The sequence below is a fragment of the Pollutimonas rozaliensis genome (assembly GCF_048751585.1).
In the GTDB taxonomy this organism is placed as follows: domain Bacteria; phylum Pseudomonadota; class Gammaproteobacteria; order Burkholderiales; family Burkholderiaceae_B.
The window spans coordinates 140,221-163,315 of the sequence record NZ_JAZHOB010000011.1 but is presented as its reverse complement, the minus strand read 5'-3'; the positions used below and the strand labels follow the sequence as shown (position 1 = coordinate 163,315).

22 protein-coding genes are annotated in these 23,095 nt (G+C 60.7%); 13 read left to right on the top strand and 9 right to left on the bottom strand.

Annotated elements, in window-relative coordinates; genetic code table 11:
• Positions 1-194 precede the first annotated feature (194 nt).
• Positions 195-518 (bottom strand): ferredoxin FdxA, encoded by a 324-nt coding sequence (gene fdxA / locus V0R37_RS20250; RefSeq protein ID WP_420376277.1) that lies wholly within the window; start codon positions 516-518, stop codon positions 195-197.
• 203 nt (positions 519-721) lie between these two features.
• Here fdxA and pncB point away from each other — a divergent pair, with 203 nt between their 5' ends.
• Both pncB and V0R37_RS20240 read left to right on the top strand, forming a co-directional pair.
• Positions 722-1,897, top strand: a complete 1,176-nt coding sequence (pncB, locus tag V0R37_RS20245) for a nicotinate phosphoribosyltransferase (RefSeq protein WP_420376276.1) — start codon at positions 722-724, stop codon at positions 1,895-1,897.
• Positions 1,898-2,025: 128 nt separating this feature from the next.
• Positions 2,026-2,379, top strand: a complete 354-nt coding sequence (locus tag V0R37_RS20240; RefSeq protein WP_420376275.1) for a RidA family protein — start codon at positions 2,026-2,028, stop codon at positions 2,377-2,379.
• 18 nt (positions 2,380-2,397) lie between these two features.
• On the opposite strand, the gene V0R37_RS20235 is transcribed toward V0R37_RS20240, so the two are convergent.
• Entirely contained in the window at positions 2,398-2,916 is a 519-nt protein-coding gene (locus V0R37_RS20235; protein WP_420376274.1) for a flavodoxin family protein, read from the bottom strand.
• Positions 2,917-2,995: 79 nt separating this feature from the next.
• On the opposite strand from V0R37_RS20235, the gene V0R37_RS20230 reads away from it, so the two are divergent.
• The 4 genes from V0R37_RS20230 (at position 2,996) to accD (ending at position 8,462) form a co-directional block, all read left to right on the top strand.
• Entirely contained in the window at positions 2,996-5,308 is a 2,313-nt protein-coding gene (locus tag V0R37_RS20230; protein ID WP_420376273.1) for a RelA/SpoT family protein, read from the top strand.
• Positions 5,309-5,417: 109 nt separating this feature from the next.
• Complete coding sequence (gene trpB, locus V0R37_RS20225; protein WP_420376272.1) at positions 5,418-6,617, top strand: tryptophan synthase subunit beta; 1,200 nt, start codon at positions 5,418-5,420, stop codon at positions 6,615-6,617.
• An 18-nt stretch (positions 6,618-6,635) separates the two neighbouring features.
• Positions 6,636-7,490 (top strand): tryptophan synthase subunit alpha, encoded by an 855-nt coding sequence (gene trpA, locus V0R37_RS20220; RefSeq protein ID WP_420376271.1) that lies wholly within the window; start codon positions 6,636-6,638, stop codon positions 7,488-7,490.
• Positions 7,491-7,583: 93 nt separating this feature from the next.
• Complete coding sequence (gene accD, locus V0R37_RS20215) at positions 7,584-8,462, top strand: acetyl-CoA carboxylase, carboxyltransferase subunit beta (protein ID WP_420376270.1); 879 nt, start codon at positions 7,584-7,586, stop codon at positions 8,460-8,462.
• On the opposite strand, the gene V0R37_RS20210 is transcribed toward accD, so the two are convergent.
• From V0R37_RS20210 to V0R37_RS20195, 4 genes are all read right to left on the bottom strand, one after another.
• Positions 8,463-10,667, bottom strand: a complete 2,205-nt coding sequence (locus V0R37_RS20210) for an autotransporter outer membrane beta-barrel domain-containing protein (protein ID WP_420376269.1) — start codon at positions 10,665-10,667, stop codon at positions 8,463-8,465. It lies immediately after the preceding gene.
• A 369-nt stretch (positions 10,668-11,036) separates the two neighbouring features.
• Positions 11,037-11,372: a helix-turn-helix domain-containing protein gene (locus V0R37_RS20205; RefSeq protein WP_420376268.1), complete on the bottom strand. Its 336-nt coding sequence runs from the start codon at positions 11,370-11,372 to the stop codon at positions 11,037-11,039.
• Positions 11,369-11,734, bottom strand: a complete 366-nt coding sequence (locus V0R37_RS20200; RefSeq protein WP_420376267.1) for a type II toxin-antitoxin system RelE/ParE family toxin — start codon at positions 11,732-11,734, stop codon at positions 11,369-11,371. Before V0R37_RS20200 ends, V0R37_RS20205 begins: the two co-directional genes overlap by 4 nt.
• A 277-nt stretch (positions 11,735-12,011) precedes the next feature.
• Positions 12,012-14,981 (bottom strand): ribonuclease E/G, encoded by a 2,970-nt coding sequence (locus tag V0R37_RS20195; protein ID WP_420376266.1) that lies wholly within the window; start codon positions 14,979-14,981, stop codon positions 12,012-12,014.
• 495 nt (positions 14,982-15,476) lie between these two features.
• Here V0R37_RS20195 and V0R37_RS20190 point away from each other — a divergent pair, with 495 nt between their 5' ends.
• The 4 genes from V0R37_RS20190 (at position 15,477) to msrQ (ending at position 18,808) form a co-directional block, all read left to right on the top strand.
• Positions 15,477-16,430: an RluA family pseudouridine synthase gene (locus V0R37_RS20190; protein WP_420376265.1), complete on the top strand. Its 954-nt coding sequence runs from the start codon at positions 15,477-15,479 to the stop codon at positions 16,428-16,430.
• Complete coding sequence (locus V0R37_RS20185; protein ID WP_420376264.1) at positions 16,427-17,080, top strand: HAD-IA family hydrolase; 654 nt, start codon at positions 16,427-16,429, stop codon at positions 17,078-17,080. The genes V0R37_RS20190 and V0R37_RS20185 overlap by 4 nt, the downstream gene beginning before the upstream one ends.
• Positions 17,081-17,228: 148 nt before the next feature.
• A complete protein-coding gene (gene msrP / locus V0R37_RS20180) occupies positions 17,229-18,194 on the top strand; it encodes a protein-methionine-sulfoxide reductase catalytic subunit MsrP (protein ID WP_420376263.1) in 966 nt (321 codons plus the stop codon).
• Positions 18,194-18,808 (top strand): protein-methionine-sulfoxide reductase heme-binding subunit MsrQ, encoded by a 615-nt coding sequence (msrQ, locus tag V0R37_RS20175; protein ID WP_489685809.1) that lies wholly within the window; start codon positions 18,194-18,196, stop codon positions 18,806-18,808. Before msrP ends, msrQ begins: the two co-directional genes overlap by 1 nt.
• 89 nt (positions 18,809-18,897) lie before the next feature.
• Here the strand turns inward: msrQ and V0R37_RS20170 are convergent, their stop codons facing one another.
• The 3 genes from V0R37_RS20170 to V0R37_RS20160 all read right to left on the bottom strand — a co-directional run bounded on the left by V0R37_RS20170 (position 18,898) and on the right by V0R37_RS20160 (position 21,046).
• Positions 18,898-19,770, bottom strand: coding sequence for an N-acetylmuramoyl-L-alanine amidase (locus V0R37_RS20170; protein WP_420376262.1), 873 nt, complete (start codon positions 19,768-19,770; stop codon positions 18,898-18,900).
• Positions 19,674-20,354, bottom strand: a complete 681-nt coding sequence (locus V0R37_RS20165) for an SAM-dependent methyltransferase (RefSeq protein WP_420376290.1) — start codon at positions 20,352-20,354, stop codon at positions 19,674-19,676. The genes V0R37_RS20170 and V0R37_RS20165 overlap by 97 nt, the downstream gene beginning before the upstream one ends.
• 113 nt (positions 20,355-20,467) lie before the next feature.
• A complete protein-coding gene (locus tag V0R37_RS20160; RefSeq protein WP_420376261.1) occupies positions 20,468-21,046 on the bottom strand; it encodes a Maf-like protein in 579 nt (192 codons plus the stop codon).
• Between the two features lie 129 nt (positions 21,047-21,175).
• Here V0R37_RS20160 and V0R37_RS20155 point away from each other — a divergent pair, with 129 nt between their 5' ends.
• The 3 genes from V0R37_RS20155 (at position 21,176) to plsX (ending at position 23,075) form a co-directional block, all read left to right on the top strand.
• Positions 21,176-21,700 carry a YceD family protein gene (locus tag V0R37_RS20155; protein ID WP_420376260.1) on the top strand — a complete coding sequence of 175 codons (525 nt, stop codon included), beginning with the start codon at positions 21,176-21,178 and terminating at the stop codon, positions 21,698-21,700.
• 62 nt (positions 21,701-21,762) lie between these two features.
• The gene (rpmF, locus tag V0R37_RS20150; RefSeq protein WP_420376259.1) at positions 21,763-21,945 is read left to right on the top strand and encodes a 50S ribosomal protein L32; all 183 of its coding nucleotides are present in this window, start codon (positions 21,763-21,765) and stop codon (positions 21,943-21,945) included.
• A 47-nt stretch (positions 21,946-21,992) separates the two neighbouring features.
• Positions 21,993-23,075: a phosphate acyltransferase PlsX gene (gene plsX / locus V0R37_RS20145; protein ID WP_420376289.1), complete on the top strand. Its 1,083-nt coding sequence runs from the start codon at positions 21,993-21,995 to the stop codon at positions 23,073-23,075.
• Positions 23,076-23,095 lie beyond the last annotated feature (20 nt).

Sequence of the window (23,095 nt, the reverse complement as noted above, 5' to 3'; positions counted from 1 at the left end):
TGTTGGCGGAGCGCAAAACTCGTAAGTAAATGTGCTCAAGCCTATAAGCTAATCACAAATCAATGGACTTGACCAGTTTTTCCGGGCCTCTGCGAGGCTGGCGAAAGGCACGGTCCCTGGAGGGACGCAGGAAGAGGCCGGACAAGACGCAGGCCTGGGGATGTTGGGGTTTTGCAACAAGGCGGGGAGCCGCCTTAGCGCTCAAGATGCTGGAGCTTATCGGGCAGGCCGTTCCAGTCGTCCGCATCGGGCAGCGGCTTTTTAGAGCGATTGATCATGCCGAACTCGGGGGAAAGCTCGGCGTTCAGGGCGATGAACTGGATTTGATCCTGGGGAACGTCTTCTTCGGCGAAAATGGCGTTGGCGGGACATTCGGGCACGCAAACCGCGCAATCAATGCATTCATCCGGATCGATGACCAGGAAGTTGGCACCTTCGCGGAAGCAATCCACCGGGCAGACATCGACACAATCGGTGAATTTGCATTTAATACAGTTTTCGGTGACCACATGAGTCATTTCAAAGCTCCTACATCAGACGGCATCGATTTTACCCAATAAATAAAGGCAAGCCCGGATTGACCAGCCGGCGAAGCTGGTTTTTGAGCCACCGCAAGGCGGCTGCCCGGTATATAGTGCCGCTACGGCGCCCGGCGTGTCGATGGTCCGAGCTCGGCGCTGCGCGCCTGTGCTATGGTAGATGAAACTCTTTCCGATCCGCGATGATAATCACTTCGTTACTCGATACCGATCTGTACAAGTTCAGCATGATGCAGGTGGTGCTGCACCACTTTCCCGCAGCGCAGGTTGAATACCGCTACAAGTGCCGCACGCCCAACGTCAACTTGTCCGCCTATCTGGACGAAATCCGCCAGGAAATCCACGAGCTGTGCCAACTGCGGTTTACCGAGGAAGAGCTGGAGTACTTGCGCAGCCTGCGTTTCATCAAAAGCGATTTTGTCGATTTCCTTGGCCTGTTCCACATGCCGGAAAAATGCATCAAGGTGTCGCACGGAGCGGTGCCGGGCGAGATCGACATCACAGTCAAGGGGCCGTGGCTGCACACCATCCTGTTCGAGATACCGGTGCTGGCCATTGTCAACGAAGTGTATTTTCGCAATGTGTGCAAAGAGCCGGGCTGGGAAGAGGGCCGCAAGCGGCTGCAGAAAAAAATGCTGCTCGTCACCGACGATCCCGATCTGGCGGATTTCCGGGTCGCCGAATACGGTACGCGCAGGCGTTTCTCCAAGGTCTGGCACGAAGAGGTGCTGGTCACCATGAAGGCTCAGATGGGCGTGCATTTCGCGGGCACCAGCAACGTCAAGCTGGCCATGAAGCACGGCGTCACGCCTTTGGGCACCATGGGCCATGAATATTTGCAGGCCTGCCAGGCTCTGGGCCCCCGCTTGCGCGATTCGCAGGTGTACGCGCTGGAGGTCTGGGCCAAGGAATATCGCGGCGACCTGGGTATCGCCTTGTCCGACGTCTACGGCATGGACGCCTTCCTGCGCGATTTCGACATGTATTTCTGCAAGCTGTTCGACGGAGCGCGCCACGATTCCGGCGATCCCTTCATCTGGGGCGAACGCCTGCTGGCCCACTACGCGGCCAATCGCAGCGACCCGCGCACCAAAACCCTGGTCTTTTCGGATGCGCTGACAATACCTCGCGCCATCGAGCTGGCCAAGCGCTTCGCGGGGCGCTGCAAGGTGTCATTCGGCATAGGCACCAATCTGACCAACGACCTGGGGCACGAGCCCTTGCAGATCGTCATGAAAATGGTTCGTTGCAATGGGCAGCCGGTGGCCAAGGTCTCGGATGCGCCCGAAAAAACCATGTGCGACGATCCGGCCTATCTGGCCTATTTGCGCCAAGTGTTCCAATTGCCCCCGGCCTGATACTTGCTGATGAGCCCTTTCGGGGCAACTTCCCCTTGCTGGCTATGCATTCCCCTATGAAGATATAGGTAATTTCAGGCTGCGTTGGTAATATTTTGATTTTATTTTTCTTGTTTTGGAGCGTTTAAATGAGTGAAGTGGAACGGGTCAACGTAGAGAAGCGTTTGTCGGATATGGCCATTTTCAACGGCGTGGCCTATCTGGCCGGACAAGTGCCCGAAGACGGCAAGCTGGACATCCAGGGGCAGACCGCTCAGGTTCTGGCGACCATAGACCGCCTGCTGGCCACGGCCGGCACCGACAAGTCGCGCATCCTGATGGCCCAGATATTCGTTGCCAACATGAAGGAATTCGATGGCATGAACAGGGCCTGGGATGCCTGGGTCGCGCCAGGCAATGCGCCGCCCCGGGCCACGATCGAAGCCAGGCTGGCCAATCCGGATTACAAAATCGAAATCGTGGTGACCGCCGCTCTGCCTTAAGCCTTGAGCATTGCGTCTTCAGAGCAGCAGGGCGGCCAGTGTGCCGCCCAGTGTCGCACAGGCTTCCAGCCGATCTTCGGGCACGGTTTTGGGCGCAAGAATCTCCTGCGGCGTTTGCGCGCGGGTGTTGACGATAAGCGTGGGTGCAATGGGGCTGAGCCGCCAGCCTGTGCAGATTCTTTCTGTTTGCCGGGCGGCGGCGCTGCCGTCCGAACCGGCGGCGATCAGCACTCCGCAAGGGCGGCCGTTCAGGCGATCCAGCACGGCGTAATAATTGCGGTCGAAAAACTCCTTCATGGCTCCGCTAAGCGCCGCAAGATTCTCGGGTGCGCAGAACAGATAGCCGTCGGCGGCCAATAGGTCGGCGGCATCGGTTTCGTCCGCGCCTTTCATTACAATATCAAGCTGATCATCCGCCTGGAGTTCGCGGACCACTGAGCGGGCTCCGCGCTCGGCCGCCTGGGCCATTTGCCTGGCTGCGCCGGTACGGGAATGCCACACCACCAGCAATGCCTTTTTCCTTGGTGAACCGATCATGGTTTTATGCGTCAATGCGTCCGGGACACGTTAGTATAGAACCGCTGGAGTCCCCCGCCATTTTTACCGCCGTCACCCCATGAGCACGCCTACGATAGATCAACCGGATACCCTTGCTCCCCCGTTCGACGCGGCCTGGCTGGCCCGCGCGGCCGATGGCCTGGATCAGGCCGGGCTGGATTTGCTGGTCCTGGCGGCGCAATGGGTGCGCGAGCCGCTGCTGAGCCAGCAGGCAACGACGGGCGAGCCGCTGGATCGGCATAGCGCCGCCGTGGCCTGCATATTGGCGGAGCTGGGCACCGATGCCGAAACCCGCGCCAGCGCTTTGCTGGCGGTCTTGCCGGGCGATGCTTCATCGGGCGGCACGGCCCTGCGGCAGGATCCGATGCGCAAGGCTTTCGGCAGCCAGGTCGTATCGTTGGTACAGGGTACGCGGGCCTTGTTGCGTCTGGGCCATTTGGCCGGCCAAGCCAGCGACAGCGCCGCTTCGGGCACCGATCAGAAGGAAATGCAGCGCAAGATGCTGCTGGCCATGGCCGCCGACTTGCGCATTGTCGTCATGAGGCTGGCTTCGCGCCTGCAGTCGCTGCGCTGGTACGCCAGCTCCAAAACGCCTTGCCCCGTCAGTTTTGCCCGCGAAACCATGGAGCTGTACACGCCCTTGGCCAATCGCCTGGGCATATGGCAGATCAAATGGGAAATGGAGGATCTGGCGTTCCGCTTCCTGGAGCCGGATACCTACAAGGCCATAGCCCGACGGCTGGAAGAAAAACGGGTCGAACGCGAAGCATTCATTACGGCGATGGTTGGGCAATTGCAGGATGCATTGAAGGATGCCCGCATTCCCGCCGAGGTCACCGGGCGGCCCAAGCATATTTACAGTATCTGGAACAAGATGCGCATCAAGAACCTGGACTTCAGCCAGTTGTTCGACTTGCGCGCCTTGCGGGTGATCGTCGATGACGAGCGTGCCTGCTATGCCGCGCTGGCCCTGGCGCATTCCCTGTGGACCCCGGTTTCCGACGAGTTCGACGACTATATTTCGCGCCCCAAGCCCAATGGCTACCGGTCTTTGCACACCGTGGTGGCCGACGGCCAGGGCCGTACCTTCGAAATACAGATACGTACCCAGGATATGCACGAGTTTGCCGAATACGGCATGGCGGCGCATTGGCGCTACAAGGAAGCCGGCCCCAGGGGCGGGCAGGTCGCCGCGGCCGGCAGCTATGACCAGAAAATAGCCTGGATGCGCCAGTTGCTGGCCTGGGACAAAGACACGGGGACAGCCGCCGATAACGACGATAAGGAAGATAAGGCCGCTCAACGCGGAGAAGACGCGTATGGCGGCCAGGGCCAATCCACTGCGCCGGGCGCCGATACCGGCGAACGCATCTACGTCATGACGCCGCAAGCCCGGGTCATCGAGCTGCCGGCCGGCGCCACGCCCGTGGATTTCGCTTATTACTTGCACACCGACCTGGGCCACCGCTGCCGCGGGGCGCGTGTCGATGGGCAGATGGTGCCGCTGCTGACGCGGCTGGCCACGGGGCAGACGGTCGAGATCATTGCCGCGAAATCCGGCGGGCCGTCGCGCGACTGGCTCAATCCGCAACTCGGCTTTCTGGCCAGTCCGCGTTCGCGCGCCAAAGTGCGCGCCTGGTTCAATGCCATCGAGCTGCAGCAAAGAATCTCTCAGGGCCAGGCCATGGTCGAGAAAGAATTGCAGCGCCTGGGCAAGACCGCCGTCAACCTGGAGCAAATGGCGCAACAGCTGGATTTTGCCCGCGCGGACGATCTTTACGTGGCGGTGGCCAAGGAAGAATTCAGCCTGCGCCAGATCGATTATCTTTTGGGCGCGGGCAAGGGCCGGGCCGCCGAGGCGCCTGACCAGTCCGGTGCGGCGCCCGAGGCCAGGGTATATGCCAGCGGCGTGGGCAGCGTGGCCAAGACCGGCAAAAGCGGGGTGCTGGTGGTCGGAGTCGATTCCTTGATGACCCAGTTGGCGCGCTGCTGCCGGCCGGCGCCGCCCGACGATATCGTGGGTTTCGTCACGCGCGGTCGCGGGGTGTCGATTCATCGGCACGATTGCCCATCGTATGCCGCCTTGGCCGCCCGCCACCCCGAGCGGCTCATCGATGTGGATTGGGGCGATACGGGCGATGCGCTATACCCCATCGACATCAGCATCCACGCTCAAGAGCGCGCCAACCTGTTGCGGGATCTATCGGAAGTCTTCGCCAAGCTGCGGCTTAATGTAATCAGCATCAATACACATAGCCGCCGCTCGTTGGCTCATATGGTCTTCACGATAGAGGTGAAGAGCGGCGAGCAGATCGGCCGCGCGCTGGCCGCCCTGAACGAGCTGGCCGGCGTGAACGCCAGCCGGCATTAAGCTCGCCGCTGGCGCGTCCACGCCGCACTGTTAAAATGCAGGATTACCTGTTTATCGGCCCCCCTGTAAGGGCTGCGGCAACGACCTTGCCTAACCAGAGAGTAATGCCTTGAAATCCTATACCTTGCCCGATCTTGATGGGCATTTCGGCCAGTATGGCGGTTCGTTTGTCGCCGAAACACTGGTGCATGCGCTGGACGAGTTGCGGGCCGCTTACGATAAATATCGCGTGGACGCCGACTTCCTTGCCGAGTATGCCTACGAGCTGAAGCATTTCGTGGGACGGCCCAGTCCGGTCTACCATGCCCGGCGCTGGTCCGAGAAGCTGGGGGGAGCGCAAATCTGGTTCAAGCGCGAAGACCTTAACCATACCGGCGCGCACAAGGTCAATAACTGCATAGGCCAGATACTGCTGGCCAGGCGCATGGGCAAGCCGCGCATCATCGCCGAGACCGGGGCGGGGCAGCACGGCGTGGCCACGGCAACGGTTGCCGCCCGCTACGGCCTTGAATGCGTGGTCTACATGGGCAGCGAAGATGTCCGCCGCCAAGCCTCCAACGTCTATCGCATGAAATTGCTGGGCGCGACGGTAGTGCCGGTCGAATCCGGCTCACGCACGCTCAAGGATGCGCTGAACGAAGCCATGCGCGATTGGGTCACCAATGTGGAAAACACCTTCTACATCATAGGCACGGTCGCGGGACCGCATCCCTACCCAATGATGGTGCGCGATTTCCAGACAGTCATCGGCAAGGAATGCCTGGAGCAGATGCCCGCCGACGCGGGCCGGCAGCCCGACTATATTGTGGCGTCCGTGGGCGGTGGTTCGAACGCCATGGGTATTTTCCATCCGTACATCGGCGACGAAAGCGTGCAATTGATCGGTGTCGAAGCCGCCGGCGAAGGCCTGGAAACGGGCCGGCATGCCGCATCGCTGAATGCCGGCGCGGTTGGCGTCTTGCATGGCAACCGCACCTACGTCATGCAGGATGACAACGGCCAGGTTCAGGAAACGCATTCCATATCGGCAGGCCTGGACTACCCTGGCGTGGGCCCGGAGCATGCCTGGCTGAAGGACTCCGGCCGGGCGCAGTATGCGGTAATCAACGACCAGGAAGCCCTGGCGGCTTTCCACGACTGCTGCCGCACCGAGGGCATCATGCCGGCGCTCGAGTCCTCGCATGCCATCGCCCACGCGGTCAAGCTGGCGCCCACGCTGCCCAAGGACAAGATCATTCTGGTGAATTTGTCGGGCCGTGGCGATAAAGACATGCACACTGTTGCCGATTTCAGCGGCATCAGCCTGTAAGACTCTGGGTTATACACAATGAATGCTTCGAACGCACGGCTTGTCGCCACGTTTGCCAAGACCAAGAATACCGGCCGCACTGCGCTTGTTCCCTACATAACCGCCGGCGATCCCTCCAGGGCCGCCACTCCCGCGCTGATGCATGCGCTGGTCCAGGCCGGCGCCGACGTGATCGAACTGGGCGTGCCGTTTTCAGATCCCATGGCCGATGGCCCGGTCATCCAGCGCGCCGCCGAGCGGGCCATAAAGCGCGGTGTGGGCTTGCCCCAGGTGCTCGAGATGGTCGCCGAGTTCAGGCAGCGGGATCAAGCCACGCCGGTGGTGCTTATGGGCTATGCCAACCCCATCGAACGCATGGGCCAGGCCGCTTTCGTCGAGCGGGCGGGCCAGGCCGGCGTCGATGGCGTATTGGTCGTCGACTATCCACCCGAGGAAGTCATGGAGTTTGCCGCCCAGTTGGGCCAGGCGCGGATCGATCCCATATTCCTTCTGGCTCCGACCTCCACCGAGGAACGCATCAAGAAAGTCGCACAGGTGGCGCGGGGCTACGTTTATTATGTGTCGCTCAAGGGCGTCACGGGCGCGGGCCATATCGATACGGCCGACGTGGCCGAGCGCCTGGCCCGCATCCGGCGCCATGTGTCGATACCCGTGGGGGTGGGCTTCGGTATCCGGGATGCCGACAGCGCCAAGCGCCTGGCTGCCTGCGCGGATGCGGTGGTCATCGGCAGCAAGCTGATCGAGACCATGGAAGAGGCGGTGGCCGAAGCCGGCCGCAAAGGCTTGAGCGGGCAGGGCGCGGATGCCTTTGCCATCGAAGCCGCCGCGAGCTGGCTGGGCGGCATTCGCCAGGCCTTGCCCGATGCGGGCTGATTCATTTATCAACAGGCTCGCCGCCGCGTTGCGGGCGGGCCCATGGCAAAAGAACAACATCCCGGCTCCAGACGGGAATTCAAGGAATAAGACATGAGCTGGTTCGAAAAAATTCTGCCTCCGCGCATCAATCGCAGCAATGACGGCTCGCGGCGCGTGCCCGAAGGAATCTGGGTTAAATGCCCGGCCTGCGAATCGGTGCTCTATAAGGAAGATCTGAAAGCCACGCTCAATGTCTGCCCCAAATGCAGCCATCACATGCGCATCGGCGCCCGGGCCCGCATCGATGCGCTGCTCGATCCCGAAGGGCGCGTCGAGATCGGCCAGCACACTCGGCCGATGGATCCGCTGAAGTTCAAGGACAGCCGCAAATACCCCGAGCGTGTCGCCGAGGCGGTCAAGCAGACCGGCGAAAGCGAAGCCATGGTGGTCATGAGCGGCAGCATATTGGCCGTGCCCGTGGTGCTGGCCTGCTTCGAATTCGGATTCATGGGCGGCTCCATGGGGTCCGTGGTCGGTGAACGTTTCGCGCGCGGTGTGCAGGAAGCCATCAAGAACCGGACGCCCTTCATTTGCGTTGCCGCCTCGGGCGGCGCGCGCATGCAGGAAAGCCTGTTGTCCCTGATGCAGATGGCCAAGACCAACGCCATGCTGACCCGCCTTTCGGCGGCGGGACTGCCATTCATCAGCATCCTTACCGATCCGACCATGGGTGGGGTTTCCGCCAGCTTTGCTTTCATGGGCGACGTCGTCATCGCGGAACCCAAGGCCCTGATCGGCTTTGCCGGGCCGCGAGTCATCGAGCAGACCGTCAGGGAAAAGCTTCCCGAAGGCTTCCAGCGTTCGGAGTTCCTGCTCGAGAAAGGGGCCATCGACATGGTGGTGGACCGCCGCGAGATGCGCAACGAGCTGGCCCATCTGCTGGCCTTGCTGACCCGCCAGCCGGCGGACGTGGTGGCCGCCAAGGCCTGATCAGAACGCCCAGTTCATGCTGAGCTTGCCGCCATGCTCCGTGGCGCCGCGTCCGAATTCCCCTGCATAAGACAGGGACAGCAGGGCGCGGCGGCCCACTTGCAAGCTCAGGCCCAATCCCAGCAAGGCCGCATCGCGTGCAATGGGCGTGCCGTTCACGGTAAAGCGGTTGTCTTCACTGAAGGCCATGGTCGCTTGCGGAGTGACATCTCCATATGCGTGGCGCCATGCAAGGCTCGCATCCACGCTTGCCGTGGCACTCCCCAATTCGAAAGGTATATTCCCGCGAACCCCTAGTGTGGTGCTGGCAATGGTGTTGCGCGACCTGTCGCTGTGCAAGGCGGCCCAGCCGCCCGATTCGGAAAACGCCGGCATGCGCAGTTGCGAACCCGCCAGGTTGAGGAAGGGTTCTATGGTGCCGCGCCCCAGGGGTGTGGCGTAGCCCAGTTCCGCGAAGAGCTGCGCGGCGGTCGCCGCATAATCAGCCTTCAGCGTCTGTTGTCCGCTTTCCAGCGCAAGTACCCGGATGCTGCTCACACCATGCCGGGTATAGGCGGCGCCGAGCAGCAGATTTATTTTTCCGTGATCGACAGCCAGGCTTCGGCCCGCGTAAAGCGCCACGCTGGCGCTGTCCACCTTGGCGCTGGAGCTGCGATCTTCCACCTTGTTGCGGCTATGCATATAGCCCAGGGCGGCGCCCAGGCGCCAGCCGGCGCCGATGGATGTATCGCCGCCAAGGAACAAGCCATGGCTGGTCGCGGTGGAGGCCGCGGCGTTGTCGTTGCCGCCAAGGCGCTGCCGACTAGTCACCACATCGGCCCATAAGGGCAGGGCGGCCGATTGCGGCATGGCGGCCCGGGGGATACCCGTTCCGGCCGAAGCCGTCGGCGCGCCCGGCATCATGCCGGCATTCAGGTTGTTGCGCAGATAAGCGAAAGGCAGTTTGCTGATGTGTTGGCTGGTGTTGAACAACATGGCCGGGGTGCTGGCGTGGATCTCGCCCGAGAGCGCATTGAAGAATTCGGGTGCCTGGCCCTTGCGCTGAAGCAGGGCCGCCTGGTAGGCGGGATTCCCGCTGGGCATGCTTTCCAGGGCATTGGCCACATTGCGCTGGTTGCCGGTGAAGGCGGCATCGGCAAAGCGCAGACTGTTGCGTTGGATGTCCAGGAAAACCAGTTTGTCCGTGTAGTCATATTCCAGCGAGGCATCCAGGAATGTGTAGGGAAAGTCCACTCCATCGAAGCGGCCGTTGATGCTGTCGTCCGCCTGCAGGATGGTGTAGCGCTGAAGGGTGGAAGGAAGGACGGTGCCCGGAAGAACAGGGATGACCGTTCCGCCCAGGTATGCATCACCGACCACATATGCGGAGTCGGACGCGCCGCTGGCTGGGTCGATGTCGACCTTGAAGAATGAACCGGGCTCGAACTCGAGTTTGCAGCATACGGTCAGGACACCCATGGGATTGCCGGGGGCCAGGGTGCCGCCGGATTTGATCAGAGACGGCGGTACCTCGCCTATCCCTCCTAGAGTGCCGCCGTTGTAGACAGTGAGCGGATCGGAATCGAGGATGCCATTGACGATCAAGTATCCGCCGTAAACGGAAGTGGGTGAGTTCGAAAGAAGAAAACCGTCCACGCTCAGGCGCCCGCCGCGAATGTTGGTAGGACCATCGATGGCATGCAAGCCGGTAAGGACGGTGCCGCCCGCCCATTGATTGATTGCGCCAACACCATCAATAGTCGCAATATTGGCGTCGAACACATAATTGCTGCTGGTGTGATTGAAATTGATGCTGCCGGTAGGCGCGGCCCCGGTAAATGATATGCCTGTTGCGGACAGTGTTCCCGGGGCGGCAGGCGCCGAACCCGGCGCGGCGCCTATGTTCAATGCGCCAAATTCACCTATTTCCATCTGGCCAGCCGAGACGACCCGGGCGTTATCGGAAATAGTCAGGCTGCCGGCGGCAGCGCTTCCTATGGAGATGGCGGTGCCGGATTCCTGGAGCGTCAATACGGAATTTTGCCCTGTTACCAGCACATGGTTGCTGCCGGTCTGTCCTCCGGCTACCAAGATGCGGGCTTCCATGGCGCCGCCCTTCTCGATAACCAGGGAATTGATTCCGGTAGGATTGCCCGAGATAGGAAAATGGTCGCCAAGCACTACGGCGTCCGCGCTCCATTTTGTGCCCGGCCCGCTTATCGTCATTGTCCCGCTAGCGCCTACATCGGCTGCAATACTAAGAATGCCGCTGGTAGCCGAGCCATGTGATAGCAACAGGCCGCCGTTCTCGACGGTGACCGCGGTAAAACTGCTGCCGGGCTCGATGCTGCAGGTTTCAGTGCCGGTTTTAGTGTAGGGGTCGGGCGTGGGACCGCATGCCGCTGCCAGCGCTCCGCCGCTATGGAATAACGCAGGCAGCAGGGCACCGATGCAGATTTGCTTGATAGCTATTTGTGTCTCCCCCGAGTAAGGCTATCCTACATATATATGTAAATAAATATAACGTTTTAATTGTTTAGATACAATATAAATGATCGCAGGCACGTACATTGGCCCTTCATGCGGGCGTCCAGTTTAAGCGTGGGTCAACATCAAATGCCCTATCGGTTCCGAGGTTTCGCACACACGAATTTCAATGTCATAGCCCAGGCGATTGAGGCAATCCATCAATTTCCGTTCTGAAAAATTAGAAAATTCACCGCGCAGCAAGCATGATACTTTGGGCTGCGTCAAGCCCATGCGGTCCGCCGCGGCGGCTTGTGTAAGCCCGAGCTCGCGGATGGCCTTGATAATCTCAATGGTTAGTCCTGACTTGATTTTCAGTTTATCGGCATCAGGAAGGTTCAGGTCGGCGAAGACATTGCCTGAACCCGCCTGGACTTCGATGCCTTCAATTATGCGTTTCTTCATTGCTTGATATCCCGGGCAACAGTGGCAGCGAGTTTCAAGCGCTGCCGTATGATTGCCATCTCTGTTTTCGGTGTTTCAATGCCGCGTCTGCTTTTCTTTTGAAAGGCATGTAAAACAAATATCGCCTCGGTAAAGCGTACGGTATAGACCGCTCTATAGGAGCTGCCCGCTTCATCTTCCACGACTTCCAGCAAGCTGGCACTTCCAAATCCTTTCAATACCTTTGCCGACGGATGCTGCTCGCCGCGCTGTGCCGTATCAAGCGCGTGGCCGAAAAATTTGCGCACGGAAATTGGCATGGCCAAGAGGTTTTTCTTGCTGCTGCCGAGCCAGATAAGCGGCCTTTCTGATGATGAGGACATGCTTAATATACCATTTCTGGGATTTCCAACAGCAACTGAGATTTTCCGTTGGTCCTCGGTCAAGTCTAGTAATGCATGGATACGTTCACAAGATCGGCTTGTACGAGGCTTGGTAACACTGGCGGGCTTGCAGTTGCTGCACTAATAGCGGAAATGGCCTATAGCGATACAGGCACGGCCCTGGTCCGCGCAGACAAAGAAAAAGGCCTTGCCGCGCTATGCGGCAAGGCCTTCAAGGGCCGATGCTACGGTTTGCGTAGCAGGACTCTATGGCGTGCTACTGGGTTTCCACCTGTTGCAGCGGCTCGCTGGCTGCTGTTGTCGCAGGCTTGCGGGCGCGTCCAAGACGCACCGGAGCAGTGCTGGCTTCAGGAGCGGCATGCCGGGTTTCGATCAGTTCCATGCCGGCAGAGGCCAGCATGTCCCGCAAGGGCGCTGCCGGGGTGCTGGCGCCAGAGTCGCCCTGAGCGGCGCCATTGGCCAGCAGGGCCGCATCATCGCCTGCCGGCGCGGTTTCCGCCGGTTGCGAAGGCTGCACGACAGGTGCTGTCGGGACGGCGGGTGTTTGAATGGCGGGCTGTTCGGCTGCAGTTTGCTCCGGGACGGCGGCGACTTCTTCCACCAGGGCCGGCTCTTGCTGGACGGGCGTTGCGGGTGCAAGGGCGGCAGCTTCCTGATCAGCGCTTGCGGGCGCCTGAACGGGTTCGCTGCTTTCCTGCGGCGCGACCTGCGCATCGGCAAGCTGCACCGAGGGCGTTGAAGCTGCGGACACCTGCTCCGGAGCCTGAGTAGCGGGAGCGGCGGCTTCCAGGTCGCCCTGGACCGTGGCGATGGCGGGCAGGACTTGCGGATTGAAAGCGGGCGTTTCGTGCGATACGAAAGCCTGGCCTTCTTCGTTGTCGTCGCTGTCGTTGTCGCCGGCCGAAGCGTTGGCGCTATCGCTACCGCCTTCAGAGCTGCGACGGCCGCGACGGCTGCGACGGCGGCGGCGCTTGCGTTCGGGATCGAGTTGATCGCCTTCCGCCGTGGTTTCGCTGGTCAGTTCGGTATCGGCCACAGCGTTCTCGGGCAAGACTTGCTCGGCAAGCGCTTGCGCGGTTTCAGCAGCGGCGACGGCGGTTGCCGCCTGTACGGTGTTGCTGTCCAGCTCGACGTTCTCGGCCTGGGTTTCATCGCGGCGGTTGCGTCCGCGTCCGCGGCGATTGCGGCCGCCGCGGCCGTTGCTGCCGCTTTCGCCGTTCTCGGCGGTTTGGGCCGAGCCGCTAACCGCTGTTACAGCCGTCGAGCGCGAAGGGCTGCCGGTTTGAGCGCCGGCATCCTGAGCGGCCGCCTGGCGGCGCGGCTTGGGTGCTGCCAAGGACTGGGCGTCTTCGGAGCGGCCTTCAGCCGATTCATGGCGCCGGTCGCCGCGGCGATGGCGATTGCGGTCGCCGTGCCCGCGTTCCCTGCGGTCATTGTGGCGTCCGCCACTCTTGCCGCGGTGGCCTTGCGAGGACTTGCCGGCGGTTTCCGCGGCGGGCTCGGCGGTTTTCGCGGCCGTGCCTGCGCCGGTCAGCCAATTGATCAGCTTCTTGAACAGTCCGGTGCTTTCCTTGGCCTTGGCGCTGCGCGCGGCAGGCGCCGGCGCCGACATCGGGGCCGGCTGCGAGGGCGTGATGCCTTTGACCAGGGCTTCCGGACGCGTCTTGGCTTCCTGCGCCTTGTTGGGCGACCAGGTTACCGGCGCCTCGGGCTGGGTGACGAGTTCGAAGCTGGTCTTGATTTCTTCCAGGCGCGGATCGTCGTGGCGCAGGCGCTCGATATGGTGATGCGGCGTTTCCAGATTCTTGTTGGGGATAAGGATCAGGTTGACCTTCAGGCGCGATTCGATCTTGGTGATGTCGGCGCGCTTTTCATTGAGCAGGAAGGTGGCCACATCGACCGGCACTTGAGCGTGCAGCGAGGCGGTGCCTTCTTTCATGGCTTCTTCCTGCAGCAGACGCAGGACATGCAGCGCGCTGGATTCGGCATCGCGCACCACGCCTGTGCCATTGCAGCGCGGGCAGGTAATGTGCGAGCCTTCGTTCAGGGCAGGGCGCAGGCGCTGGCGCGACAGCTCCATAAGGCCGAAGCGTGAGATCTTGCCCATTTGTACACGGGCGCGGTCGAAATGCAGGGCATCGCGCAGGCGTTGTTCCACCGCGCGCTGATTCTTGCCTTCTTCCATATCGATGAAGTCGATGACGATCAGGCCACCCAGGTCGCGCAAGCGCAACTGGCGGGCCACTTCGTCGGCGGCTTCCAGATTGGTGCGCATGGCGGTTTCTTCGATGTCGGAACCGCGCGTCGAGCGCGCGGAGTTCACATCGATTGCGACCAGCGCTTCGGTATGGTCGATGACGACCGAGCCGCCCGAGGGCAGTTGCACGGTGCGCGAGTAGGCCGTTTCGATCTGGTGTTCGATCTGGAAGCGTGAAAACAGAGGAATGTCGTCGCGGTACATCTTTACGCGCTGGACACTGTCGGGCATGACCACGCTCATGAAAGCGGTGGCCTGCTCGTAGATGTCGTCGGTATCGATGAGGATTTCACCGATTTCCGGGGAGTAGTAGTCGCGTATGGCGCGTATGACCAGGCTGGATTCCAGGTAGATCAGGATGGGCGCCGCGTTCTCGCGTGCGGCGCCATCGATGGCAGTCCAGAGCTGCAGAAGGTAGGACAGGTCCCATTGCAGTTCTTCTACGCTGCGGCCGATGCCGGCCGTGCGTGCGATGATGCTCATGCCTGCCGGGACATCCAGCTGGTCCATGGTTTCGCGCAGTTCCTGGCGGTCTTCGCCTTCGACCCGGCGCGAAACGCCACCGCCTCTGGGATTGTTGGGCATCAGCACCAGGTAGCGGCCGGCGAGCGAGATGAAGGTGGTAAGGGCCGCGCCCTTGTTGCCGCGCTCTTCCTTCTCGACCTGGATGATCAGTTCCTGACCTTCGACTAATGCGTCCTGGATGCGCGCAGTGCGCACATCAACGCCTTCCTTGAAGTAGGTCCGGGCGACTTCCTTGAAAGGCAGGAAGCCGTGGCGGTCTTCGCCATAGCTGACGAAGCATGCTTCCAGGCCTGGTTCGATGCGGGTGATTACGCCTTTGTAGATATTGCCTTTGCGCTGTTCGCGGCCGGCAGTTTCAATGTCGAGGTCAATGAGTTTTTGACCGTCGACAATGGCAACGCGTAGTTCTTCTTGATGCGTTGCATTGAACAACATCCGTTTCATGAGGTGTTTCTCCGTAGTCATGGCGCACCGTTTATCGGCGCACGACCGCGGGTCATTCGGTGTGAGGCGCTAAATCTGCATGGGGGGCGTGGCTGACGGCGTCAGGCAGTGCCCACCTTGTGTCGGGAAGGCACGGCGAACCTGTAGGAACGCAGTTCAGTCAGCAGGGAGGTCAGGTTCACTATAGTGGTTGACAAAAAATTGCTGGGAACGGCAGACGCATTATTGAGTTAGCGGCTGGTGCATTAATCGAAGACAAACTTGCAAAAGATTCAGCGTCGCACGCGGTTGGCAGTCGATATGTAGATAGCGGGCTATTCGCCACACCACTATTTTCCAGATCGGGCTTGCCCCGGCGACCTAATGACCCAGAAGCTGAAACCCAGGCAGTACAATATGGCCTTTATTCGTCCAACGGAGACGCACCCTTGCATCTCTACGTTCGGCGGTTTTTCAGCTTCTATAGGCTGACGCGATTATATGCCGCTTTTCCCTATGCGCAAAACAGTTATTGACCAGCCCCCTGCTCCCAGTGTTCGTTTTGTTGAAATCGGCGCCGAGCAAGCGGGCCAGCGCATCGACAATTTCCTGCTTCGCCTGTGCAAAGGCGTGCCCAAAAGCCATCTGTACAAGGCCATACGCAATGGCGAAGTGCGAGTCAATAAAGGGCGCATCGCCGCCGACTACCGTCTTGAGCAGGGCGACACATTAAGGGTTCCGCCCTTGCGCTTGCCGCGGCCCGACGAAACCCGCAAGGCGCCGCCCGCCGTATTCCCCATCGTCTTCGAGGACGATGCATTGGTCGTTGTGAACAAGCCCGCCGGTTTGGCCGTTCACGGTGGCAGCGGAGTGTCTTTCGGCGTCATCGAGCAATTGCGCGCCGCCCATCCGGACGCACCCTTTCTGGAATTGGCACATCGCCTGGACCGCGAAACGTCGGGGCTGCTTATTATTGCCAAGAAGCGCAAGGCCTTGCTGGGCCTGCACGACATGATGCGCGAAGGCGCGGGGCGCAAACATTATCAGGCACTGGTAGTGGGCGATTGGGTCAACGACAAGCAGCATTTGCGCCAGCCTTTGCTGAAATGGCTGACCGCGTCGGGCGAGCGGCGCGTAAAGGTCGATGCAACCGGCAAGGCGGCCCACACCATCATTACCCTGCAACAGCGCTATGGGCGCTACAGCTTGCTGGGTGCCGAGCTGCGCACCGGCCGTACACATCAGATACGTGTGCATCTGGCGTCGGCCGGCTACCCCATTGTGGGCGACGAAAAATACGGTCCGGATGAAGTCCGGGCGCATTTTGCCCGCCTGGGCTTCAATCGCATGTTCCTGCATGCCTGCCGCCTGGAAATACCCCATCCCCTGACCGGGGAATTACTGGTCCTGACGGCGGAGCTTCCCCCCGCCTGCCTGAATATTATTGATTATCTGGAGCAAAATTCGTGAAACGCTACTCGGCCGTGGTCTTCGATTGGGACGGCACTGTCATGGATTCGACGCATTCCATTGTGGAAGCCATACAGGGCGCCTGCGCCGATCTCGGCCTGCCCGTGCCGCCGGCACGGGAAGCGGCCTGGGTCATAGGCCTGTCTCTGGAAAGCGCACTGTATCGCTGCGTGCCTACGCTGACGGCCGAGCAGATGCCCGATTTCATCGATTGCTATCGCGTTCGCTTCCTTAGCCGTGACCCGGACATCAAGCTGTTCGAGGGCATCACCGACCTGTTCGCCACCCTTGAATCGCGTCAAGTCGCCTTGGGCGTGGCCACCGGCAAAAGCCGGGTTGGCCTGGACAGGGTGCTCGCCGCGAAGCAATTGCACGGGCATTTTCAAGTCACGCGTTGCGCCGACGAGTCCTTCAGCAAGCCCCATCCCGCCATGTTGCTTGAAATCATGGACGAACTCAGCCTGCAACCTGATCAGGTGCTGATGGTGGGAGACACCTCGCACGATATACAAATGGCTACCGCTGCGGGCGTCGACAGCATGGCCGTCACCTACGGCGCACACGATATGGCAACCTTGCTTCAGGCCGAGCCCACCGTCATGGTGTCCAGCGTGGACGAGATGCGAAGCTGGGTGCTGGATCGCGTATAGGTCACAGACCAGCCAGAAGGCGGGATCGAAGGTCGGGGGTTGCCGCCAGGCCCGTTGTTTCGGGGGAAAAAGAAGTATAAAGATTCAGCCGGAACTTTTTGACGCCTGGCTGCGTCATATCCAGACACGCTTCCAGAAACGAACCGCCATGCCCAAGAACGCAATACCGCCGATCGCTGCTTCCGAAATCACCCCCGAATCTGTCTGGCTATCCCGGCGCCACTGGCTGCAACAGGCCGGCCTGGGCGCCCTGGCACTGGGCAGTGGTGGATTGCTTGGCATGGACTCGGCCCGCGCGGCTGGGGCGGAGCAGAAGCTTCCCGCCACGCCGAATCCCGAATACTGGCTCAGCAATAAGCAAACGTCTGAAAAAGACGTCAGTTCCTACAATAATTTCTACGAGTTCGGCACGGGCAAGACCGACCCTTACGAATACGCCGACAAGCTGCAGACCCGCCCCTGGACCATTACCATCGAGGGCGAAGTCGCCAAACCTCGCACCTTCGACATCGACGATCTGCTCAAGCTGGCCGCCATCGAAGAACGCGTCTACCGCTTGCGCTGCGTCGAAGCCTGGTCCATGGTCATCCCCTGGAACGGCTATTCCCTATCGACGTTGCTGCGGAAGGTGGAGCCCACCAGCAAGGCCAAGTACGTGGAATTCATCACGGCGGTGCAGCCGGGCAATATGCCTGGGTTGAACGATCGCATCATAGACTGGCCCTACACCGAGGGCCTTCGCATCGACGAGGCCATGCATCCCTTGACCATGCTGGTCTTCGGCGTGTACGGGAAAATGCTGCCCAATCAGAACGGCGCACCCATGCGGGTGGCCATTCCGTGGAAATACGGCTTCAAATCGGGAAAATCCATCGTCAAGATCCGGCTGGTGGAAAAAATGCCCGTAACCAGTTGGGTAAAGATCGCACCCAACGAATACGGCTTCTATGCCAACGTCAACCCCGATGTGCCGCATCCCCGCTGGAGCCAGGCAACCGAACGCCGCATCGGCGACGGGTTCTTCGCACCGCGCGTGGATACCCTTGCCTTCAATGGCTACGGGGAACAGGTCGCCGCCATGTATGCCGGCATGGATCTTCGGAAAAATTATTAGTGTCCAAGCCCAACTGGACGGCGCGGCAGGTCGGCAAATTCAAGCCGCTGGTCTTCATGTTGTGTCTGTACCCGTTCGCCCGATGGACATGGCTGGGGTTCAACGACGGCCTGGGGGCGAATCCACCCGAGTTTCTGATCCGATCGTCCGGCATCTGGGCGCTGGTGGCGCTGGGGCTTACTCTGTCGGTCACCCCGTTGCGCCGAATCATCAACCAACCCGCGCTGGTCCGTGTGCGCCGAATGCTGGGGCTGTTCGCATTTTTCTATACTTGCCTGCACCTGTTGGGCTGGGCTTTTTGGGAAAGGGGCTGGTCGCTGTCTTCAATGTGGAGCGACGTTGTGCAGCGCACCTTCATCACGGTGGGCATGGTTGCCTTTCTGCCCATGCTGGCGCTGGCCGTTACGTCGACGCGCGGCTGGATTCATCGCATGGGCCGTCACTGGCAGCAACTGCACCGCAGCGTCTATGCAATCGCGGTCCTGTCGGTGTGGCATTTCTGGCTGGTTCGGGCCGGCAAGAACGATTTCTTCGAGCCCTATGTCTATGGCGCAATGCTGGCGGCGCTGCTTCTGGTCCGTGTGTTCTTCTATGTCAGGCGAAGCCGTGCCTGAGGTCTTTGGCCCGTCGGGCGCTGCATCGGGATGAAGCCGGCGTCCGCAAATGCTGATGCAGGCCGCCCCGGTCGGCGACCTTTATGCCATCAGGGCAGTGCTTTCAATATGGCCAGCGTTTCGGCGTCCGGGTTGCCATCAAAGAGCGCAGGACGATAGTGCATCTGGAATGCGGCAATCACGTTGCGGGTAGCCTTGTCCAGTGTGCCGCCAAATGGGGCGTCGTAGCCCGTGCGACGTAATTCTTTCTGCACCCAGGCGATGTCCGGCATGCCTTGCCGCAGGAACTCCTCACGATAAACACGCATCAGGTTTTCGTCATACCAGCGTCCCAGGCCCTGCCGGGCCAGTTCCCGCCATGGGAAGAGCGGACCGGGGTCTAGCTTGCGTTGCGGCGCGATGTCGCTGTGGCCAACGATATTGAGCGCCTTGATCTGGTGACGGGCGACGATGTCTTTCAGCAACAAGGCCAGAGTTCTTATCTGCGCAGGGTTGTATGGATCCCATTCATCGCCCTGTCTGCCCTGATTGACAATCTCGATGCCGATGGAGCCGCTGTTCAGGTCGCTGCGCCCATACCACTGGCTGACCCCTGCGTGCCAGGCGCGACGGCTTTCATTGACCAATTGATAAACCCGGGGCCGTGGCTCGTTGGTGATCAGGTAATGGCTGCTGACATTGCGCTCGGACAGGATCCTCAATGAAGCATCGTTACTGGCCGAGGTGTAGTGCAGCACAATGAAATCCACCCGGCTGTTCTGACTTTGTGCCTGTATGCTGCGGTCGATATCCAGGCCGCCTTGCCGGGTGGACGAGCAGGCGGCCAGGGTAGCCAGCAGCAGGCAGGCGAAAAAGCGGCCGACCACTAGCGTCCCGCCATGAACAGGAATATGGTGGGTTTGCGTGCCAGGTCGGGCGGCGCTGCCGTCTTCCATTGAGCGATGCTGCGCGTGCGTATCCATTCGTCGCCGGTCGTCAGCGAACGGGCCACGCAAAGCCGGGTGGTGTCGTTAAGGGCCTGCTTCAGTGTCTCGAACATGGCGTCGTTGCGGTAGGGGGTCTCGATGAGGATTTGGGTCTGTTCCTGCTTGCGTGAAGCGCTTTCCCAGGCCTTCAATTGCTTGGCGCGCTCGGACGGATCCACAGGCGCATAGCCATGGAACGCAAAGCGTTGACCATCCAGGCCGCTGGCCATCAGGCTGAGCAGGATGGATGAAGGACCCACCCAGGGCGCGACGCGTATGCCCATGGCGTGGGCCTGAGCCACGACTCGTGCGCCGGGATCGGCCACGGCCGGACAGCCCGCTTCGGAAACCAGGCCGATCTCGCCGCCTTCCAGCAGGGGCTTGAGCCATGCCTTCATTTGCTGGGCGTCCACCTTGCTGTCCAATGTGTGAATGGTTATGTCCTGTAGCGGCCCCACAGTACCCACCAGCTTCAGGAAGGCCCTGGCCGTCTTGGCATTCTCGGCGATATACGTGGTCAGGCGCCCGGCCAGTTCCTGGACGGTCTGCGGCAGCCATGCGGCCGGGGCGCCCGGGCCCATGCCCACGGGTATCAAATGCAATGTTCCTGCTGGTTTCACAAATTCTCCAGGTTTTTTCCTTGCGGGGCGCCGTAGGGTGCTATGCCGCCCGGGTGTGTATCGATGCGCGCCGGCTATGGCTGCGCCAGGGGGTTGATGCCGAATGAGCGCAGCATGCGGGAAAGGGCGATGAGCGGCAGGCCGATAATGGCGGTGGGGTCGTCGCAGCGCATGCTGTCCATCAGGGCGATCCCCAGGCCTTCGGCCTTGGCGCTGCCTGCTGTATCGTAGGGTTGTTCGCGTTGCAGATAGCGGGTGATTTCCTCATCCGTCAGTGAGCGGAACCGGCAAAACGTAACGATATCGTCGGTCTGGTAGCGGCGGCCGTCGCTGACGCACAAGGCGCTGTGAAATTCTACCGTCCGCCCGCTGAGCCGCACAAGCTGCTCTTTGGCGCGCTCGAAGGAGCCCGGCTTGCCTATGGGGGCGCCATCCACGGTGGCGACCTGGTCCGAACCGATGACGATTGCTCCGGGATGGGTCTGGACGACGGCTTGGGCTTTGGCCATGGACAGGCGCAGGGCCAATTGCGCCGGCGTTTCGCCCTGCATGGGGCTTTCATCGACGTCGGGGGCGACCGTGGTGAACGGAACGCACAGGCGTTCAAGCATTTCCTTGCGATAGGGCGAGCTTGAGGCTAGGATGAGACGCATAAGCGGGTTGGCACCTGTTTGGTTTGACTGGAAATGGCTGAACGCGCTATTATCTAATGTTTTCTTTGTGCACGAAAGCTGCTTTGCGGCCGCCATGCATGGGAATGGCACACATCGGCACGGAAAACCATGGGCGTTGAAACACAATACGTCGATACGTACGAACTTACGCGTTTGGGCCAGGAAGTTCACGGCCAGGCGCCAATTGCCCGGTTCGAACGCCTGACAGAAGATTTACCCCAGCAGCTCGATACCATGGTGTCCTGGTCTTTGCGGGGCATGCAAGATACAACGGGCCGGCATTTTTTGCGGGTTCATGTAAAGGCGTCGCCCACGCTGGAATGCCAGCGCTGCCTTAAGCCTTTTCAGTGGCCGGTCGATTCCACCAACCGCTTGCAGGTGGTGAAGTCCCAGGCCGCGCTAGAGGATGAGGACGTCCTGGATGCCGAATCCGACGATATCATCGAACGTATCGTTGGTTCGCAGCGCCTCGATGTCCTGGAGCTGGTCGAAGATGAAATCATCCTCGGTCTGCCCTATGTGCCCAAGCACGATGTTTGTCCGTCGCTGCCGGAGCCTCTTGCCCAAGAGCCCGACGCCGACCCAGGCAGGCCTTCGCCGTTCGCGGCGTTGGGCCAGCTAAAGAAAGATTGATTTAACGCATTTAACCCCGCGGGACTATCGCTTACAATGGCGACCCGTTATCAGGAGTCATCATGGCCGTTCAGCAAAACAAAAAGAGCCCGTCTAAGCGCGGTATGCATCGTTCGCACGATTTCATCTCAGCGCCCCCGACGGCTGTAGAACCCACGACCGGTGAATTGCACCTGCGTCACCACATCAGCCCCAACGGTATCTACCGCGGCCGCAAAGTACTCAAGTCCAAGAACGACGAGTAAGTCCGGTTTTTGCGATCTCGCTATAAACGCCACAGATTGCGCGCTTGATGCCGACAACTGAGATTCGGATTGCCATCGACTGCATGGGCGGTGATGTCGGCTTGCCGGTCACTGTGCCAGCTGCCCATCAATTCGCCAAGCAGAACCCCGATACGCGTTTCCTGCTTGCGGGCGACGCGGCTGCCATCGAGGCCGGTCTGCGTGCTTTGGGTAGTCTGGAGCGCGACTGGTACGAGATCCTGCCTGCCTCCGAGGTCGTCACCATGGCCGATACGGTCGAGGTGGCGTTGCGGCGCAAGAAGGACTCCTCCATGCGCGTTGCGGTGCAGGCCGTCAAGGACGGCCGCGCCGATGCCTGCATTTCCGCCGGCAACACCGGCGCATGGATGGCGATTTCGCGCTATATCCTTAAAACGCTCGATGGTATCGATCGGCCGGCCATTGCCACATCCATTCCGAACCAGAAGGGCGGGACGACCACCATGCTGGACCTGGGCGCCAATGTCGATTGCTCGGCCGAGCATCTTCTGCAGTTCGCCATCATGGGTTCGGCCCTGGCCTCTGCGGTTGACCGCCGTCAGCACCCCACCATTGGGCTGCTCAATATCGGCGAAGAAGTCATCAAGGGCAACGAAGTCGTCAAGCAGGCGGCCGAGCTCCTGCGCACCAGCGGCCTGAACTTCTACGGCAACGTCGAAGGCGATGACATCTGCAAAGGTACGGTGGACGTCATAGTCTGCGACGGCTTTGTCGGCAATGTGGTGCTCAAATCCATTGAAGGCGTGGCAAAAATGGTCGCCACCATGATGCGCGCGGAATTCAAGCGCGATGGCTTGTCCATGGCTGCGGGCGTGCTGGCAACGCCGGTATTGAACCGCTTGCGCGACCGTGTCGACAACCGCCGCTACAACGGTGCAGCCTTGCTGGGCTTGCGCGGCATCGTCATCAAAAGCCATGGGTCGGCCGACGCCTACGCATTCGGCTACGCGCTGCAAAGGGCGCGCGAAGCGGTGCATAATGGTCTGCTTGATGGTACAACAAGCGCCATCGATCATCTTCGCCAGAGTTTGCAGGCCGCTGCGGCGCAATCGGCGAAGCTTTCCAACGACTTATCTGATCCTGCGCTCTAGCCGGGTATCTGGAAGCTACT

Excerpts from the sequence above, each read along its gene's own strand:
- V0R37_RS20230 (WP_420376273.1), top strand. The coding sequence starts at position 2,996 with ATGAGCACGCCTACGATAGATCAACCGGATACCCTTGCTCCCCCGTTC.
- V0R37_RS20155 (WP_420376260.1), top strand. The coding sequence starts at position 21,176 with ATGGGCGTTGAAACACAATACGTCGATACGTACGAACTTACGCGTTTG.
- fdxA (WP_420376277.1), bottom strand. The coding sequence starts at position 518 with ATGACTCATGTGGTCACCGAAAACTGTATTAAATGCAAATTCACCGAT.
- plsX (WP_420376289.1), top strand. The coding sequence starts at position 21,993 with ATGCCGACAACTGAGATTCGGATTGCCATCGACTGCATGGGCGGTGAT.
- V0R37_RS20195 (WP_420376266.1), bottom strand. The coding sequence starts at position 14,981 with ATGAAACGGATGTTGTTCAATGCAACGCATCAAGAAGAACTACGCGTT.
- V0R37_RS20240 (WP_420376275.1), top strand. The coding sequence starts at position 2,026 with ATGAGTGAAGTGGAACGGGTCAACGTAGAGAAGCGTTTGTCGGATATG.
- rpmF (WP_420376259.1), top strand. The coding sequence starts at position 21,763 with ATGGCCGTTCAGCAAAACAAAAAGAGCCCGTCTAAGCGCGGTATGCAT.
- V0R37_RS20160 (WP_420376261.1), bottom strand. The coding sequence starts at position 21,046 with ATGCGTCTCATCCTAGCCTCAAGCTCGCCCTATCGCAAGGAAATGCTT.
- V0R37_RS20190 (WP_420376265.1), top strand. The coding sequence starts at position 15,477 with ATGCGCAAAACAGTTATTGACCAGCCCCCTGCTCCCAGTGTTCGTTTT.
- V0R37_RS20165 (WP_420376290.1), bottom strand. The coding sequence starts at position 20,354 with ATGGGCCCGGGCGCCCCGGCCGCATGGCTGCCGCAGACCGTCCAGGAA.
- V0R37_RS20170 (WP_420376262.1), bottom strand. The coding sequence starts at position 19,770 with ATGGATACGCACGCGCAGCATCGCTCAATGGAAGACGGCAGCGCCGCC.
- accD (WP_420376270.1), top strand. The coding sequence starts at position 7,584 with ATGAGCTGGTTCGAAAAAATTCTGCCTCCGCGCATCAATCGCAGCAAT.
- trpA (WP_420376271.1), top strand. The coding sequence starts at position 6,636 with ATGAATGCTTCGAACGCACGGCTTGTCGCCACGTTTGCCAAGACCAAG.
- V0R37_RS20210 (WP_420376269.1), bottom strand. The coding sequence starts at position 10,667 with ATGACGATAAGCGGGCCGGGCACAAAATGGAGCGCGGACGCCGTAGTG.
- msrP (WP_420376263.1), top strand. The coding sequence starts at position 17,229 with ATGCCCAAGAACGCAATACCGCCGATCGCTGCTTCCGAAATCACCCCC.
- pncB (WP_420376276.1), top strand. The coding sequence starts at position 722 with ATGATAATCACTTCGTTACTCGATACCGATCTGTACAAGTTCAGCATG.
- V0R37_RS20200 (WP_420376267.1), bottom strand. The coding sequence starts at position 11,734 with ATGTCCTCATCATCAGAAAGGCCGCTTATCTGGCTCGGCAGCAGCAAG.
- V0R37_RS20205 (WP_420376268.1), bottom strand. The coding sequence starts at position 11,372 with ATGAAGAAACGCATAATTGAAGGCATCGAAGTCCAGGCGGGTTCAGGC.
- V0R37_RS20235 (WP_420376274.1), bottom strand. The coding sequence starts at position 2,916 with ATGATCGGTTCACCAAGGAAAAAGGCATTGCTGGTGGTGTGGCATTCC.